The sequence below is a fragment of the Rahnella sp. WP5 genome (assembly GCF_000745615.1).
Taxonomy (GTDB): Bacteria; Pseudomonadota; Gammaproteobacteria; order Enterobacterales; family Enterobacteriaceae; genus Rahnella; species Rahnella aceris.
On sequence record NZ_JQJR01000009.1, the window covers coordinates 186473 to 202401 of the forward strand.

The following is a 15929-nucleotide window of genomic DNA, read 5'->3' on the forward strand; positions in this document are numbered from 1 at the left end:
TGAGAAGTAACGCTCGCGTAGATCCTACATCTAGTGTGTATAGTACACACCCAACCCAATATATAGCGGTTTTCCGTAAATACCACACAACCGGCCTGTAAGCCTTGTGGGGCGCGGGATCCGCCCAAAAGGAGTATCATTGTGAAGGCAGACAGACAGGAAACCGTACCCGCAAAATCCACCAAAATGCAGCCCATCGTGATTAAGCGGGATGGTTGTCAGGTCCCTTTCGATGAAGTTCTGATCAAACAAGCGGTGCAACGCGCAGCCGAAGCCGCCGGTATCGACAGCATTGGTTATTGCGCGCAGGTTGCCCGCATTGTGGCAGAGAATCTGCAAGATCAGGCGCGCGTCGATATCCATGAAATTCAGGATGCGGTTGAAAACCAGCTGATGGCGGGGCCGCACAAGAAACTGGCGCGTGCCTATATTGAATACCGCCATGACCGCGACGTGAAACGTGAAATGCGCGGACGCCTGAATCAGGAAATCCGTGGTCTGGTTGAGCAAAGCAATATGGCGCTGCTCAACGAAAACGCCAACAAAGACAGCAAAGTTATCCCGACCCAGCGCGATTTACTCGCCGGGATTGTGGCCAAGCATTACGCCAAACAGCATATTTTACCCCGTGACGTGGTGCTGGCGCATGAACGCGGGGAAATTCACTATCATGATCTGGATTATTCGCCGTTCTTCCCAATGTTTAACTGCATGTTGATCGACCTGAAAGGCATGCTGAATCACGGTTTCAAAATGGGCAATGCTGAAATTGACACGCCAAAGTCGATTTCAACGGCAACTGCCGTCACCGCACAGATTATCGCGCAGGTCGCCAGCCACATTTACGGCGGCACCACCATTAACCGCATCGACGAAGTGCTGGCGCCGTTTGTTACCGCCAGCTTCAACAAACATCGTCAGACCGCTGAAGAATGGCAGATTGCCGATGCCGAAGCGTTCGCCCGTAACCGTACCGAGAAAGAGTGTTATGACGCATTCCAGTCGCTGGAATATGAAGTCAATACGCTGCACACCGCCAACGGCCAGACGCCGTTTGTTACCTTCGGTTTCGGTCTCGGCACGTCGTGGGAATCACGCCTGATCCAGCAGTCTATTTTGCGTAACCGCATTGCCGGGCTGGGTAAAAACCGCAAAACCGCCGTCTTCCCGAAACTGGTGTTTGCCATCCGCGACGGCCTGAACCATAAAGCCGGCGATGCCAATTACGACATCAAGCAACTGGCTCTCGAATGCGCCAGCAAGCGCATGTATCCGGACATTCTTAATTACGATCAGGTGGTGAAAGTCACCGGTTCGTTCAAAACCCCGATGGGCTGCCGCAGTTTCCTGGGCGTTTACGAAGAGAACGGCGAAATGATCCACGAAGGCCGCAACAATATCGGCGTGATCAGCCTGAACCTGCCGCGTATCGCGCTGGAAGCCAAACGCGATGAAGCGGCGTTCTGGACACTGCTCGACGAGCGTTTATTGCTGGCGAAAAAAGCGCTGATGACCCGCATTGCGCGTCTCGAAGGCATCAAGGCCCGCGTTGCGCCGATCCTGTACATGGAAGGCGCCTGCGGTGTGCGTCTGAAAGCCGACGACGATATTTCCGGCATCTTCAAAAATGGTCGTGCCTCGATTTCGCTCGGCTACATCGGCGTGCATGAAACCATTAACGCGCTGTTCGGCGATCAGACCCACGTGTTCGATGCCAGTCAGTTACGCGAAAAAGCCGTGGCGATTGTCGCCCGCCTGAAAGCCGCCACCGACAGCTGGAAAGATGAAACCGGCTACGGCTTCAGCCTGTACAGCACGCCGAGCGAAAACCTGTGCGACCGTTTCTGTCGTCTGGATAAAGCCGAATTCGGCCTGGTGGCTGGTGTCACCGATAAAGGTTATTACACCAACAGCTTCCATCTTGACGTCGAGAAGAAAGTCAATCCGTATGAAAAACTCGATTTCGAAGCACCGTATCCGCCACTGAGCAACGGCGGGTTCATCTGCTACGGCGAATACCCGAACCTGCAGCACAACCTGAAAGCGCTGGAAGACGTGTGGGATTACAGTTACACCCGCGTGCCGTATTACGGTACCAATACGCCAATCGATGAATGCTACGACTGCGGCTATACCGGTGAATTCGAATGCACCAGCAAAGGCTTCACCTGCCCGAAATGCGGCAATCACGAGCCTTCCCGCGTGTCGGTCACCCGCCGCGTGTGCGGTTATCTCGGCAGCCCGGATGCGCGTCCGTTTAACGCCGGTAAGCAGGAAGAAGTGAAGCGCCGGATAAAACATCTGGGTAACGGTCAGCTGGGTTAATATTTTGAGATTCCATCAATATTATCCAATCGACGTAGTGAACGGGCCGGGAACACGCTGCGTGCTGTTCGTTTCCGGCTGCGTCCACGAATGCCGCGGGTGCTATAACAAAAGCACCTGGCGGCTGGATTCCGGCAAACCTTTTACGCAGGAAGATGAAGACCGCATCATCGCCGATCTGCAAAACACGGTGATCCCGCGTCAGGGTTTGACGCTCTCCGGCGGCGATCCGCTGCATCCGCAAAATCTGTCGGCGGTGCGCCAGTTGTTAGTGCGCGTACAGGCGGAATGCCCTGGCAAAGATGTGTGGATGTGGACAGGTTATACGCTCGGGGAACTGAGCGCTGAACAGCAGGAAGTCACCGCGTTAATCAACGTGCTGGTCGACGGGAAGTTCGTGCAGGAACTGAAAGACCCGTCACTTATCTGGCGCGGCAGCGGCAATCAGGTGATTCATTATTTGCGTTAATGCTTTCAGAGGGGAAATCACTCCCCTCACTTTTCTAAAATACACGCTGATAATCAGAAAACGAACCATGTTCTTCGACGTATTTATTTATCGCCTCAATTCCTTTTTGATTTTCACGCCTCCATTTCTGCGCCGGTGTTTCGGGTATTAACGTAACAGGTAAATCATTGAATTCACGATTGAGTGCTTCTGACATACAAAGTCCTTTTGTAATTAATGTTTAAAAATACATCCGACAACCAGAGTGTAATTTGTACTGTTCATCCCGTAGATCACCCGCTTTCATTCCTGCGGGACGTCTTCCAACTCTTCACTTTCCTGCAACCAGACCTTCACCCAATTGTCATTTAGCGCGCCCAAGATGATGCCAACGCCACACTGAGGTTTGCATCATGACCCTTTCATACCGCTTTCAAATTTCCCCTGCTACTGCCCGTTTCTACCGCGCGAGGTATTCATTGTGATGAACTTATCTAGACATCCGACCAGTCACGCCAGGGTGTATCAGCAAATCGCTGCCGAACTGGAACAGGAACTGCGTAACGGTTACCGCTGCGGCGATTATCTGCCGCCGGAACAACAACTTGCCGAACGTTTTCAGGTAAATCGCCATACGCTGCGCCGTGCGGTGGATGAACTGGTGGATCGCGGCTGGCTGCAACGCCGTCAGGGCATTGGCACGCTGGTGCTGATGCGTCCTTACGATTATCCGCTGCATTCGCAGGCACGGTTCAGCCAGAACCTGCTGGATCAGGGCAGCCATCCGACCAGCGAACGTCTGCTGGCGGTGCTGCGTCCGGCGACCGATCACGTCGCGGCGGCGCTGTCACGTCAGGAAGGCGACACAATTATTCACCTGCGTACGCTGCGCCGCGTTAACGGCGTGCCGGTCTGTGTGATTGACCACTATTTGCCCGATCTCGACTGGTGGCCTGCATTGCAAAATTTCCATAACGGCTCGCTGCACGATTTTATCCGTGAAGAAATTAAGCAAAAGCTCAGCCGCCGCACCACCCGCATCAATGCCCGCCGCGCGCTGGCAAAAGAGAGCAAATTACTCGAAATCGTCCCGCAGGCACCGCTGCTGTGTGTCCGCACCCTGAACATTTGTGAAGGCAGCGATACGGTGGCGGAATACTCCGTCAGCCTGACGCGCGCCGACATGATCGAACTGACCATGGAGCACTGAATGGATCACCTGCAAACCCGCCAGCGCTGGATGTCGGTGCTGGCTCACAGCCGTCCCGATGAGCTGCTCGCCCACTGGCAGCCGCTGAATTTGTCCCCGCAATTTGAGCGCATCCGCGCCGCTGAAACCGGTCTGACCCAGCTTCAGGGGCGCATGGGCGGAACCGGTAAACGTTTTGTGATGGGCGATATGACCGTCACCCGCGCTGTCATTCAGTTAGACGGTGGTGTCTACGGCTACAGCTACGTCAGTGGCCGCAATAAACCGCACGCCGAACTGTGCGCGGTTATTGACGGCCTGCTGCAAATACAGGGCATGGACGAACTGCTGCATAAACGCGTGATAGCGCCTCTGGCCGCGCTGCAACAGGAACGCCGCCAGCAACGCGCCCGCGAGGTGGCTTCCAGCCGCGTCGATTTCTTTACTCTGGTTCGCGGAGAATAACTCATGTCACTTGTTGCCAGTTTTCAACATCCGGTTGCCGATGCGCAGTACAGTTTTCGCCGTATCCTCAAAGCGTTAAGCGAGCCTGGCGTCAGCGTGCAACTCCCCGCCATGCCTGGTTTCGGCGCTTTAGGTTCCGCCAGCGCCTGCGTGCTGCTGACACTTATCGATAACGACACGCCGCTGTGGCTGAGCGCCTCGCTCAACGATGAAATCCTGCGTAAAAACCTGCGCTTTCATACCGGCGCAGTGCTCACCGATGACCCGTCCTCTGTCAGTTTTGCGCTGGCCGATCCGGCGCTCGACAGCGCCACCCTGCTGGCTTTCCCCTGCGGTGATGAGATGTCGCCGGAGCTGGCCACCAGCGTGATTGTTCAGCTGGACAGCCTGACCGGCGGCACCCCGCTGCGTCTGCGCGGGCCGGGTATTGAAAACAGCCGGACCCTTTCTCCGCTGTTGCCTGATTGCGTACGCGACTATCTGCTCAACCGCCCTCACCGTTTCCCGCTGGGACTGGACTTTATGTTCACCTGCGGCGAAGAACTGATTGCCATACCGCGCACCACGCGCGTGGAGGTGTGCTGATGTACGTCGCCGTTAAAGGGGGTGAGAAGGCGATTGCCGCCGCTCACCAGTTGCTGGCGCACGAGCGCCGTGGCAACACCGGGGTAAATGAACTCGGTTGTGACCAGATCGAACAACAACTGGGCTTAGCCGTTGACCGTGTGATGAGCGAAGGCGGGATTTACGACCGTGAACTGGCCGCGCTGGCGATTAAGCAGTCCGGCGGTGATCTGGTTGAAGCCATTTTCCTGCTGCGCGCTTACCGCACCACCTTGCCGCGTCTGGCCACCAGCGAGCCGCTGAACACAAAATCGATGCGCCTCGAACGCCGTATCTCTGCTATCTACAAAGATTTGCCCGGCGGACAGGTGCTCGGCCCGACTTACGATTACACCCACCGTCTGCTGGATTTCGCGCTGCTGGCCGAAGGTGAAGCACCGTTCACACCCATAGCCGATGAACCCCAGCCGGAAGAGTGCGGCCATGTGTTTGATTTGCTGACGAATCAGCAGTTGGCAGTTCGTGAAGAAGATGACGGCACCGAACCGGAAGATATCACCCGCACGCCGCCGGTGTTTCCGGCCTCCCGTGCAGCGCGCCTGCAACAACTGGTGCGCGGTGACGAAGGTTTCCTGCTGTCGCTGAGTTATTCCACCCAGCGCGGTTACGGACGCAATCACCCGTTCGCCGGTGAAATCCGTACCGGCTGGCTCACCGTCGAAATCGTGCCGGAAGAGCTGGGTTTTGCGGTTGATATCGGCGAAATCCTGCTGACCGAATGCGAAATGGTGAACGGTTTTGTCGCGCCGGAAGACAAACCGCCGCACTTTACCCGTGGCTACGGGCTGGTGTTTGGGCGCGCCGAACGCAAAGCAATGTCGATGTCTCTGGTGGATCGCGCACTGCAAACCCGTGAATACAACGAGCAGATCAGCAGCCCGGCGCAGGATGAAGAATTCGTTTTGTCCCACGCCGATAACGTCGAAGCTGCCGGTTTTGTCTCGCATCTTAAATTGCCGCACTACGTCGATTTCCAGGCCGAACTGGAGTTGTTAAAACGCCTGCGCGCCGCGAAAGAACAGGACTCCGCCAATGAACAATAATGCAGCCCAAACGATCACCGGCTACAACCACGGTTATCTCGACGAACAGACCAAACGCATGATCCGACGTGGGATCCTCAAAGCCGTGGCGATCCCCGGTTATCAGGTGCCGTTCGCCGGTCGCGAGATGCCGATGCCTTACGGCTGGGGCACCGGCGGGATCCAGCTCACTGCCAGCGTGATCGGCGAAAAAGATGTGCTGAAGGTGATCGACCAGGGCGCGGATGACACCACCAATGCCGTGTCGATCCGCAAATTTTTCCAGAGCGTCGCGGGAGTGAAAACGACCGGGAAAACCGTGGAAGCCAGCCTGATCCAGACCCGTCACCGCATTCCGGAAACGCCGTTGCAGGAAGATCAGATCCTGATTTTCCAGGTGCCGATCCCTGAGCCTCTGCGCTTTATCGAACCGCGTGAAACCGAAACCCGCAAAATGCACGCGCTGGAAGAATACGGCGTGATGCAGGTGAAACTGTATGAAGACATCGCCCGCTTCGGCCATATCGCCACCACTTACGCCTATCCGGTGAAAGTGAATGACCGCTACGTGATGGATCCGTCGCCGATCCCGAAATTTGATAACCCGAAAATGAACATGATGCCCGCATTGCAGCTGTTCGGTGCCGGACGCGAAAAACGCATTTACGCCCTGCCTCCGTTCACCAAAGTCGAAAGCCTGGATTTCGACGATCATCCGTTCACCGTTCAGCAATGGGATGAACCTTGTGCGATCTGCGGTTCGCACCACAGCTATCTCGATGAAGTGGTGCTCGACGATCAGGGCAACCGCATGTTCGTGTGCTCCGACACTGACTTTTGTGCTCAGCAGGTTGAGCAACAGGCTTCAAACGAGGGTAACCGCTGATGAACACTCCGTTAAATCTCGCCGCCGAACCTCTGCTGTCGGTGAATAACCTGACCCATCTTTATGCGCCGGGTAAAGGCTTTTGCGATGTGTCATTCAATCTGTATCCCGGTGAAGTGCTGGGTATTGTCGGCGAATCCGGTTCCGGCAAAACCACGCTGTTGCAGTCGATTTCCGCCCGTCTTGCGCCGCAGGAAGGACAGGTCATCTACAACAACGGCCAGACCACTGCGCAGTCGCTGTATGACATGCCAGAAAGTGACCGCCGCCGTCTGCTGCGCACTGACTGGGGCGTGGTGCATCAGCATCCGATGGACGGCTTGCGCCGCCAGGTTTCTGCCGGTGGCAATATCGGCGAGCGTCTGATGGCGGTCGGTGAACGTCATTACGGCGATATCCGCAAGAAAGCCGGTCAGTGGCTGGAAGATGTCGAAATCCCCGTTTCACGTATTGATGACCTGCCGACCACGTTTTCGGGTGGGATGCAGCAACGTCTGCAAATCGCCCGCAATCTGGTGACGCATCCGCGTCTGGTGTTTATGGATGAACCGACCGGTGGCCTGGACGTGTCCGTTCAGGCGCGTTTGCTGGATCTGCTGCGCACGCTGGTGGTGGAAATGCAGCTGGCGGTGGTGATTGTCACCCATGACCTCGGCGTTGCCCGCCTGCTTGCACACCGTTTGCTGGTAATGAAGCAAGGTCAGGTGGTGGAAAGTGGTTTAACCGACCGCGTGCTCGACGATCCGCATCATCCATATACGCAGCTGCTGGTTTCTTCCGTGCTGTCCTGAATCTAATTCCAGAGAAAGAGTGACCAAAATGACGACGAAGCTCAGGGTCGAAAATCTCAGTAAAACTTTCGTTCTGCATAACCAGAACAGCGCCAGATTACCGGTGTTCAGCAATGCCAGCCTGACGGTCGATGCCGGGGAATGCGTGGTGCTGCACGGCCATTCCGGTAGCGGAAAATCTACCCTTTTGCGCTCGTTATACGGCAACTATTTGCCGGACAGCGGCAAAATTTGGGTCGAACATCAGGGTCAGCAGATTGATATGGTCAGCGCCGAAGCACGCGAGATCCTGGCCGTTCGCCGCCATACGGTCGGCTGGGTCAGCCAGTTTCTGCGGGTGATCCCACGTATCAGCGCACTGAATCTGGTGATGCAGCCGCTGCTGGAACTGGGTGTGGATAAAGCGCAAAGCGAAGCCCGCGCCAGCACGTTGCTGCGCCATCTGAATGTGCCGGAACGCCTGTGGCATCTTGCGCCCTCAACGTTTTCCGGCGGCGAACAGCAGCGCGTGAATATCGCCCGCGGCTTTGTGGTGGATTATCCGGTGCTGTTGCTCGATGAACCGACCGCCTCGCTGGATGCGACCAACCGCGCCGCCGTGGTCACGCTGATTGAACAGGCCAAAGCGCGCGGAGCAGCAGTAGTCGGGATTTTCCACGATGAAGATGTGCGCCAACGTGTTGCCGATCGTTTGTATGAAATGAGCCCGGAAACGGCGCCGGAGATGTCCGTATGATCATCAATAACGTCAGACTGGTACTCGACGATCAGGTTGTTGAAGGATCGCTTGAGATGAAAAATGGCGTGATCAGCGCCTTCGCAGACAGCAGCAGTCAGTTGCCGCAAGCGCTGGATGCGCAGGGAGGCTGGTTGCTGCCGGGTTTAATCGAACTGCACACCGACAATCTGGATAAGTTTTTCACGCCGCGACCGAAAGTGGACTGGCCCGCGCATTCTGCCATGAGCAGCCACGATGCGCTGATGGTCGCCAGCGGCATTACCACGGTACTGGACGCCGTCGCTGTCGGCGATGTGCGCGACGGCGGGCATCGTCTGGATAATCTGCAAAAGATGATCGACGCCATCATCAACAGCCAGAATGCCGGACTGAACCGCGCCGAACACCGGCTGCATCTGCGTTGCGAACTGCCGCATGAAACCACATTGCCGTTGTTCGAGAAGCTGATGGATACGTCAATACTGTCACTGGTTTCGCTGATGGACCATTCGCCCGGCCAGCGCCAGTTCGCCACACCGCAGAAGTATCGTGAGTATTATCAGGGCAAGTACAACCTTAACGACGAGCAGATGGACGACTATCAGGAAGAGCAAATAGCCCTCTCGCGCCGCTGGGCGCAGCCAAACCGTGAAGCGATTGCCGCACACTGCCGCGAGCGCAATATTTCGCTGGCCAGCCATGACGATGCGACTGCCGCGCATGTTGAAGAATCACTGGCACTCGGCAGCGTAATCGCCGAATTCCCGACCACTGAAGAAGCCGCGCGTGCATCGCACGCCAACGGTTTGCAGGTGCTGATGGGCGCACCGAATATCGTGCGCGGCGGGTCGCATTCCGGCAACGTCGCGGCGCACCATCTGGCCTCGCTCGGCCTGCTGGATATTCTCTCTTCCGATTACTATCCCGCCAGCCTGCTCGATGCGGTCTTCCGCATTGCAACTGACGACAATAACGCTTTCAGCCTGCCGCAGGCGGTGAAGCTGGTGACACGTAATCCGGCCAATGCGCTCGGATTGCAGGATCGTGGTGAAATCGCAGAAGGCAAGCGCGCTGATCTGGTGCTGGCACGGGCGCATGGCGATCATCACTACGTGCAAAACGTCTGGCGTCAGGGCATTCAGATGTTCTGAGGGGAGGAGGGTTCTGCTCCTCCCCCTTCGCAGGGGAGGCAGCAGGCCGAATTCTTACTCAGCAAGGGAGAAAAAATGAGCCGTTTACTCTATCTGATGGGCGCTTCGGGTTCGGGAAAGGACAGTCTGCTCGACGCCCTGCGACAGCATTTACCGGCCAGCGTCACCGTGGCACATCGTTATATTACGCGCCCCGCAGACGCCGGTTCGGAAAACCATATTGCGCTGAGCGAAGCCGAATTTCTTCAGCGTCGCCAGCAGGGGTTGTTCGCGCTGGAATGGCACGCGCATCAGTGCCGGTATGGCGTGGGCATTGAGATAGACCACTGGATGCAACTGGGCTGTCATGTGGTCATGAACGGCTCGCGCGCGCATCTGGAAAAAGCCCGTCAGCGTTATGGTCAGCGCCTGCTGCCGGTGTGTTTACAGGTCTCAGACGATGTGCTGGCCTCGCGCCTTTCGCAGCGCGGGCGCGAAGACGCGGCGCAAATTGCCTGTCGTCTTCAGCGCGCCAGAGAATATGCCAGCGCGCTGCCCGCCGGCTGCCATCTGCTAAACAACGATGGCGCATTGCAGGAAACTTTACAGCATCTTCTGGCTGTCCTTTCATTACCGGTCAGTGTGCCCGTTTATCCCGTAACTTCGCGATGAAGGATCCTATGACAGACATTATTTCTCCCTTTTCACTGGCTGAGGAACAAAATTACGCCCAGCCTAAAATCGGTCAGCAGGTCGAGCTGAACGGATCGCAGCTCGGACAGTACGTGCATATTGCAGATAACGCGATCATCGAAGAAACGCAGATCGGTGATTACTCCTACACCGCCGGAAACAATCAGATCTTCTACGCGACGATCGGCAAATTTGTGTCAATCGCCACCTATGTGCGGATCAATCCCGGCAATCATCCGACTTATCAGCGTGTGGCGCAGCACCATTTTACTTACCGCAGTTCGGCGTACGGACTCGGTGAAGACGATCAGGATTTCTTTGACTGGCGGCGTGAGCATCACGTCACGGTCGGTAACGATGTGTGGATTGGCCATAACGCGGTGCTGATGCCTGGTGTGACCGTCGGCAATGGTGCAGTAATCGGCACGTCGGCGGTGGTGACCAAAGACGTCGGGCCATACTCCATCGTCGCGGGTGTGGCAGCGAAGAAGATTGGCATGCGTTTTGACGACAATATGATCGCCAGGATCGAGAAAAGTCAGTGGTGGAACTGGGATCATGAAACGCTGAAAGAAAGGATGCCAGACTTCAGAGATCTGGCGGTGTTTGCGGAAAAATATCTGTGAAGATCGACAGGGATCAGGCTTAAGGTCGGGCAGGCAGAAAATTTGCGTTTTTTGCCTGATACCTTATCACAAGGATCCGCTTCAGCGGATCACACCAATTAAAGTTCTTCAATGCTGGCGGCAATCTGATCGGACTCCAGCACGGTGATCCCGCCCAGACCGGCGTTAAAGGCCTGCTCCTGCAAGGCTTTTGCCACGACATCAGACTCAACGGCTTTCCATTTTCCTGGCAACATTTTGAATAACGGCGCACTCAGTTGTTCGAGCAGGCGCGGCGGATGACGCTGGCCAACCAGCAGAGACGGCCTGACCAGCGTGAGCAACGGCCAGCCCTGCTGCATCAGCGTCAGTTCCATTTCCCCTTTGGTACGGTTATAGAGGAAACGCGAATGCACATCCGCACCGTGGGCGCTGACGGCCAGACAATGGCGTGCGCCCAGCTCCCGCGCTGCTTTGGCGCAATCGACCACCAGATCGTAATCGACTGCCCGAAATGCCTGTGCACTGCCCGCTTGTTTACGCGTGGTCCCCAGACAGCAGAACAGCAAATCAATCGGTTCATCGAGTGCGACAACCAGCGAGGTCAGATTCGCGCCCAGCGGATTAATCAGTTTATTGCCCGGTGGTAGCGGACGGCGGCTCGGCGCGACAATACGGCTGACACGTGGATCCAGTTGCAGCAGGCGTAAAAGCTCCCGCCCGATCAGCCCGCTTCCACCCAGCAGAAGAGCTTTTGCCATATCACTTCCTTTTAAATAACGGCATACAAATACAGAGAATTGAAGTGTTACCTGAATGTGAATATCACGCTATAAGACAGTTCCTGTTACTGCTGACAGTCAGACTCACTGCCGATCCCACAGCAGTTTCTTACCAAATCCCAGCGCATTATCCGTCATTTTGATATGACTGAGTTTCAGCGCCCAGACCGGCGCTTTCATCGCGATGGCGACCGGGAAATGTTTGCAATACAGACTGCGTGCACGGCTTTCTTCCTCACCCTCAAGAACGGTCGCTTTGCCGCGATACTGAATGCCTTTAATCAGCGCGATGGTTTTCGGATGTGGCGCAATCGTCCCCACGATGTGGGGCGATCGGGACATCAGCGAACCATGAAGGGTTTTAAGTTCCGTCATGAAATACAGCGTCATGCTGTCCCCGTCGGTGACATAAAAACAATTAGCGCTCCACATTTCACCGTCAGCAGAGGCACACAGCGCCAGCACATGGTTCTTTTTCAGAAATTTCAGGATATGTTTCAGGTCATCAGGGTTATTCATCGCCGATCCTTATTTTCATTTCTCGCAGTTTAACGCGGTATGCCGATGTTTTGCCTCACTCTGTTGTGCCTTTCGGGTAAACTTACACAACCTTTTCTTTCCCATACCCGAGCTTATGCCCACCGCCGCCAACTGGTTTTTATATATGCTGAGAACCCCCACCGGGATGTTGTATACCGGCATCACGACAGACGTGCAGAGGCGTCTCGGCCAGCATCAGTCGGGTAAAGGGGCGAAATCGTTGCGTGGAAAAGGGGAATTACAGCTGGCATTCCAGTGCCCTGCGGGTGACCGCTCGCTGGCATCAAAGCTGGAAATAAAAGTCAAAAAACTGAGTAAGGCGCAGAAAGAGCTGCTGGTGAGAAACGCGCCGGAATGCCTGGAAAATTATCTGGGATTAGCGGAAAGCGGGAAATAAAAAAGGCCGGAAACCGGCCTTTACTGCCTCTGAGTAAAATCAGAAACGGTTAAATGCTGAAGGGAAAACCACTTCCCCGCAGGCGTCAGACAGCGCATCGTCTGACAAGGTGAACAACTGGAACGCCGCTTCGGTACCAATCCAGCGGCAATGCAGCCCGTGAACGGCGGCAGGTTTAAAACCGAAACGGTTGTAATAGGCGGGATCACCCAATACCACGACGGCGGCGTAACCAAATTCATTCAGGGAATCTAACCCTTCGTATACCAGTTTTTCGCCCAGCCCCTGCCCCCGCAGAGATTGCTCTACCACCAGCGGTACCAGCGCGACCCAGTTGCGGTCTTCGCCCTGGATATCCACCGGACAGAACGCCACATAACCCACCACGCCACCTTCATCGTCGGTCGCGACCACGCCAAGCGTCAGGAGACCATCTTCGCGCAATTCCTGCACCAGATCAGCTTCTGCGCCGGTCGGGAATGAGGCGCGCAGCAGACGGTCTATGCCCGCAGCATCGACCGGAATTTCAGTACGGATTAACATGGCTCAGCTACCGGAGTTTTTGACCCGCGGTCCTCCTGCAGTCCCGCTTCAACGAAATCGGCCAGACGCAGCAGACCGTTTTTCAGCAACAGCGGCATGGTATCGAGATCGATAGAATCCATCAGATTTTTCACATACAGACCGAGCTCGGTGTCACCTTCAATGCGCAGACGTCGCTGGAAGAAAAGCGTATCCGGGTCTTCTTTGCGCGCGGCGATCAGGATCAGGTCGTTGGCGCTTCCGCTAAAGCTGACATCCGCCTCGCCGTGTTCAGCGATCACCAGCTTGCCTTCGTCCACCGACATCAGCCAGCTCAGATTCAGATCGCTGACATCAATTTTCAGCCATCGACCTTCGAGGAAATCCAGTTCGCCATCAGCCAGCGCCTGACGAAGCTGCCAGCTCAGCACCTGTTGCACAACCTGACGCTGCAACGCAAACGGCGTAAATTTCAAAGGCACACTCAACAGGGATGGGCCCTGGCGGACCAAACGTGCACGTAGTTTTTGCAACACTGGCACTACTCCTTTCGGTAACTTTTCGGCAAGTTTTAAGGCAGTTATACGGCCTATTTTGACACATTGCCGGGAACGTTCAGCGGTCTACATCAATAAATACTGCAACAGAAAAACGCCACGTACAACCTCCCCGACGGCGGGAAGCCCTTCAACGCCGCAGAAACTGCCTCAAATCAAAATATTGCATCCCTGCCTTCTCTAAAATAGTTCACCAATCAAAGCCCTGACTGATGAATGAATGACGTCGGCAACTGGCTTTTCATCACCCCAACTTTTCAGCTTTGGCTGACCGGTTGCAGTAAGGAACGAGAATGGAGCTACTTTGCCCGGCAGGAAATTTACCTGCGCTGAAAGCGGCAATCGACAATGGCGCTGATGCGGTTTATATCGGCCTGAAAGATGACACCAATGCGCGCCATTTCGCCGGCCTGAATTTTACGGAAAAAAAGCTGCAGGAAGCCGCCAGTTATGTTCACCGCCACCGCCGTAAACTGCATATCGCCATCAATACGTTTGCACATCCCGACGGCTATCAGCGCTGGGAACGCGCGGTGGATATGGCGGCACAGCTCGGCGCTGATGCGCTGATTCTGGCAGATCTGGCGATGCTGGATTACGCGGCGAATAAATATCCCCACGTTGAGCGCCATGTGTCGGTGCAGGCGTCTGCCACCAATGACGAAGCCATTCGTTTTTATAAACGCAACTTTGATGTCGCCCGTGTGGTATTGCCGCGTGTGCTTTCCATGCATCAGGTGCGTCAGCTTTCCCGTACTACCGTTGTGCCGCTGGAAGTGTTCGCGTTCGGCAGTTTGTGCATTATGGCCGAAGGCCGCTGCTATCTTTCGTCTTATCTGACCGGTGAATCGCCAAATACCGTCGGTGCCTGTTCTCCGGCGCGATTCGTGCGCTGGCAACAGACCGCACAGGGCATGGAATCACGGCTGAATGATGTCCTGATCGACCGTTATGAAGAAGGCGAAAACGCCGGTTATCCGACGCTGTGCAAAGGTCGTTATCTGGTGGATGGCGCGAAATACCATGCGCTGGAAGAACCGACCAGCCTGAATACGCTGGAATTATTACCGGAACTGTTCGCCGCGAATATTGCCTCGGTGAAAATTGAAGGACGCCAGCGCAGCCCGGCGTACGTCAGCCAGGTCGCGCGCGTATGGCGTGCGGCCATCGACCGCTGTATGGCCGATCCGCAAAACTTCAAAACCGATGAAGCCTGGATGAACACGCTGGGTTCCATGTCTGAGGGCACACAAACGACGCTCGGTGCCTATCACCGCAAGTGGCAGTAACTGAAGAGACGATGATGAAATATTCTTTAGGCGCCATCCTTTATTACTGGCCGAAAGCACAGGTTGAAGATTTTTATCAGGCCGCGGCGGCCAGCAGCGCGGATGTGATTTACCTCGGCGAAAATGTATGTACCAAACGCCGTGAAATGAAAGTGAACGACTGGCTGGAGATCGCCCGTCAGCTGGCAGCAACCGGCAAACAGGTGGTAATTTCCACGCTGGCGTTGTTACAGGCACCGTCCGAGCTTAACGAACTGAAACGTTATGTGGAGAATGGCGAGTTTTTGCTGGAAGCCAATGATTTCGGCGCGGTGAATATGGCGGCTGAGCGTAACCTGCCGTTTGTCGTCGGCCATGCGCTGAACTGCTATAACGCGGTCACGCTGAAAATCCTGCAAAAACAGGGCATGGTGCGCTGGTGTATGCCGGTCGAGCTTTCCCGCGACTGGCTGGTGAACCTGCTGAACCAGTGTCAGGATCTGGGCATCCGCGATAAGTTTGAAGTGGAAGTGTTGTCCTACGGACATCTGCCGCTGGCGTATTCGGCGCGCTGTTTTACCGCACGCTCAGAAAACCGGGCGAAGGATGAATGTGAAACCTGCTGCATCAATTATCCGCAGGGCCGCAAAATGCTGTCTCAGGAAAATCAGCAGGTGTTCGTGCTCAACGGCATTCAGACGCAGAGCGGTTATTGTTATAACCTCGGCAATGAACTGACGTCTATGCAGGGACTGGTGGATATTGTGCGTCTGTCGCCGGAAACCATCGGCACGCTCGCCACACTCGAAGCGTTTCGTACTAACGAACGTGGTCTGCATCCGCTGACGCTCACCGATAAAGCCGACTGTAACGGCTACTGGCAGCGCGTCGCCGGACTGGAACTGCGTCAGTAACCGCACGCAGACAAAATTAAAAGGGGATATGACGTTGCGGTCATATCCCTTTT

At 55.5% G+C, this 15929-nt stretch carries 20 protein-coding genes; 15 read left to right on the forward strand and 5 right to left on the reverse strand.

The window, feature by feature from the left end; genetic code table 11:
* Window positions 1-186: 186 nt before the first annotated feature.
* On the forward strand, window positions 187-2325 hold the full coding sequence (nrdD, locus tag EX31_RS08395) for an anaerobic ribonucleoside-triphosphate reductase (RefSeq protein ID WP_037034337.1): 2139 nt from the start codon (window positions 187-189) through the stop codon (window positions 2323-2325).
* A 4-nt stretch (window positions 2326-2329) separates the two neighbouring features.
* Window positions 2330-2794, forward strand: coding sequence for an anaerobic ribonucleoside-triphosphate reductase-activating protein (gene nrdG, locus EX31_RS08400; protein ID WP_037034213.1), 465 nt, complete (start codon window positions 2330-2332; stop codon window positions 2792-2794).
* Window positions 2795-2828: 34 nt separating this feature from the next.
* On the opposite strand, the gene EX31_RS25255 is transcribed toward nrdG, so the two are convergent.
* A complete protein-coding gene (locus tag EX31_RS25255) occupies window positions 2829-2990 on the reverse strand; it encodes a type II toxin-antitoxin system CcdA family antitoxin (protein WP_013573850.1) in 162 nt (53 codons plus the stop codon).
* Between the two features lie 267 nt (window positions 2991-3257).
* On the opposite strand from EX31_RS25255, the gene phnF reads away from it, so the two are divergent.
* The 10 genes from phnF (at window position 3258) to EX31_RS08450 (ending at window position 10917) form a co-directional block, all read left to right on the forward strand.
* A complete protein-coding gene (gene phnF, locus EX31_RS08405) occupies window positions 3258-3983 on the forward strand; it encodes a phosphonate metabolism transcriptional regulator PhnF (protein ID WP_013573847.1) in 726 nt (241 codons plus the stop codon).
* Complete coding sequence (gene phnG, locus EX31_RS08410; RefSeq protein WP_037034214.1) at window positions 3984-4427, forward strand: phosphonate C-P lyase system protein PhnG; 444 nt, start codon at window positions 3984-3986, stop codon at window positions 4425-4427.
* 3 nt (window positions 4428-4430) lie between these two features.
* Window positions 4431-5012 (forward strand): phosphonate C-P lyase system protein PhnH, encoded by a 582-nt coding sequence (phnH, locus tag EX31_RS08415; protein ID WP_037034216.1) that lies wholly within the window; start codon window positions 4431-4433, stop codon window positions 5010-5012.
* Window positions 5012-6094, forward strand: a complete 1083-nt coding sequence (locus EX31_RS08420) for a carbon-phosphorus lyase complex subunit (protein WP_037034217.1) — start codon at window positions 5012-5014, stop codon at window positions 6092-6094. The genes phnH and EX31_RS08420 overlap by 1 nt, the downstream gene beginning before the upstream one ends.
* Window positions 6084-6959, forward strand: coding sequence for an alpha-D-ribose 1-methylphosphonate 5-phosphate C-P-lyase PhnJ (locus EX31_RS08425; protein WP_013573843.1), 876 nt, complete (start codon window positions 6084-6086; stop codon window positions 6957-6959). Before EX31_RS08420 ends, EX31_RS08425 begins: the two co-directional genes overlap by 11 nt.
* Window positions 6959-7750: a phosphonate C-P lyase system protein PhnK gene (gene phnK / locus EX31_RS08430; RefSeq protein ID WP_013573842.1), complete on the forward strand. Its 792-nt coding sequence runs from the start codon at window positions 6959-6961 to the stop codon at window positions 7748-7750. The genes EX31_RS08425 and phnK overlap by 1 nt, the downstream gene beginning before the upstream one ends.
* Before the next feature lie 28 nt (window positions 7751-7778).
* Complete coding sequence (gene phnL, locus EX31_RS08435) at window positions 7779-8486, forward strand: phosphonate C-P lyase system protein PhnL (protein ID WP_037034218.1); 708 nt, start codon at window positions 7779-7781, stop codon at window positions 8484-8486.
* Window positions 8483-9619 (forward strand): alpha-D-ribose 1-methylphosphonate 5-triphosphate diphosphatase, encoded by a 1137-nt coding sequence (phnM, locus tag EX31_RS08440; RefSeq protein WP_037034219.1) that lies wholly within the window; start codon window positions 8483-8485, stop codon window positions 9617-9619. The genes phnL and phnM overlap by 4 nt, the downstream gene beginning before the upstream one ends.
* Before the next feature lie 75 nt (window positions 9620-9694).
* Entirely contained in the window at window positions 9695-10270 is a 576-nt protein-coding gene (gene phnN / locus EX31_RS08445; protein ID WP_014411574.1) for a ribose 1,5-bisphosphokinase, read from the forward strand.
* An 8-nt stretch (window positions 10271-10278) separates the two neighbouring features.
* Window positions 10279-10917: an LbetaH domain-containing protein gene (locus EX31_RS08450; RefSeq protein WP_013573838.1), complete on the forward strand. Its 639-nt coding sequence runs from the start codon at window positions 10279-10281 to the stop codon at window positions 10915-10917.
* Window positions 10918-11015: 98 nt separating this feature from the next.
* Here EX31_RS08450 and EX31_RS08455 read toward each other — a convergent pair whose 3' ends face one another.
* Window positions 11016-11657: a Rossmann-fold NAD(P)-binding domain-containing protein gene (locus EX31_RS08455; RefSeq protein WP_037034221.1), complete on the reverse strand. Its 642-nt coding sequence runs from the start codon at window positions 11655-11657 to the stop codon at window positions 11016-11018.
* A gap of 105 nt (window positions 11658-11762) precedes the next feature.
* Entirely contained in the window at window positions 11763-12197 is a 435-nt protein-coding gene (locus EX31_RS08460) for a YhbP family protein (RefSeq protein ID WP_013573836.1), read from the reverse strand.
* Window positions 12198-12312: 115 nt separating this feature from the next.
* Between EX31_RS08460 and EX31_RS08465 the strand changes: the two genes are divergently transcribed.
* Window positions 12313-12615: a GIY-YIG nuclease family protein gene (locus EX31_RS08465; protein ID WP_013573835.1), complete on the forward strand. Its 303-nt coding sequence runs from the start codon at window positions 12313-12315 to the stop codon at window positions 12613-12615.
* Window positions 12616-12654: 39 nt separating this feature from the next.
* On the opposite strand, the gene EX31_RS08470 is transcribed toward EX31_RS08465, so the two are convergent.
* Complete coding sequence (locus EX31_RS08470; RefSeq protein ID WP_037034222.1) at window positions 12655-13158, reverse strand: GNAT family N-acetyltransferase; 504 nt, start codon at window positions 13156-13158, stop codon at window positions 12655-12657.
* The gene (locus EX31_RS08475) at window positions 13152-13673 is read right to left on the reverse strand and encodes a ubiquinone anaerobic biosynthesis accessory factor UbiT (RefSeq protein WP_013573833.1); all 522 of its coding nucleotides are present in this window, start codon (window positions 13671-13673) and stop codon (window positions 13152-13154) included. Before EX31_RS08475 ends, EX31_RS08470 begins: the two co-directional genes overlap by 7 nt.
* A 314-nt stretch (window positions 13674-13987) precedes the next feature.
* On the opposite strand from EX31_RS08475, the gene EX31_RS08480 reads away from it, so the two are divergent.
* Entirely contained in the window at window positions 13988-14983 is a 996-nt protein-coding gene (locus EX31_RS08480) for a ubiquinone anaerobic biosynthesis protein UbiU (protein ID WP_013573832.1), read from the forward strand.
* Between the two features lie 14 nt (window positions 14984-14997).
* A complete protein-coding gene (locus EX31_RS08485; RefSeq protein WP_037034224.1) occupies window positions 14998-15876 on the forward strand; it encodes a U32 family peptidase in 879 nt (292 codons plus the stop codon).
* Window positions 15877-15929: the final 53 nt, after the last annotated feature.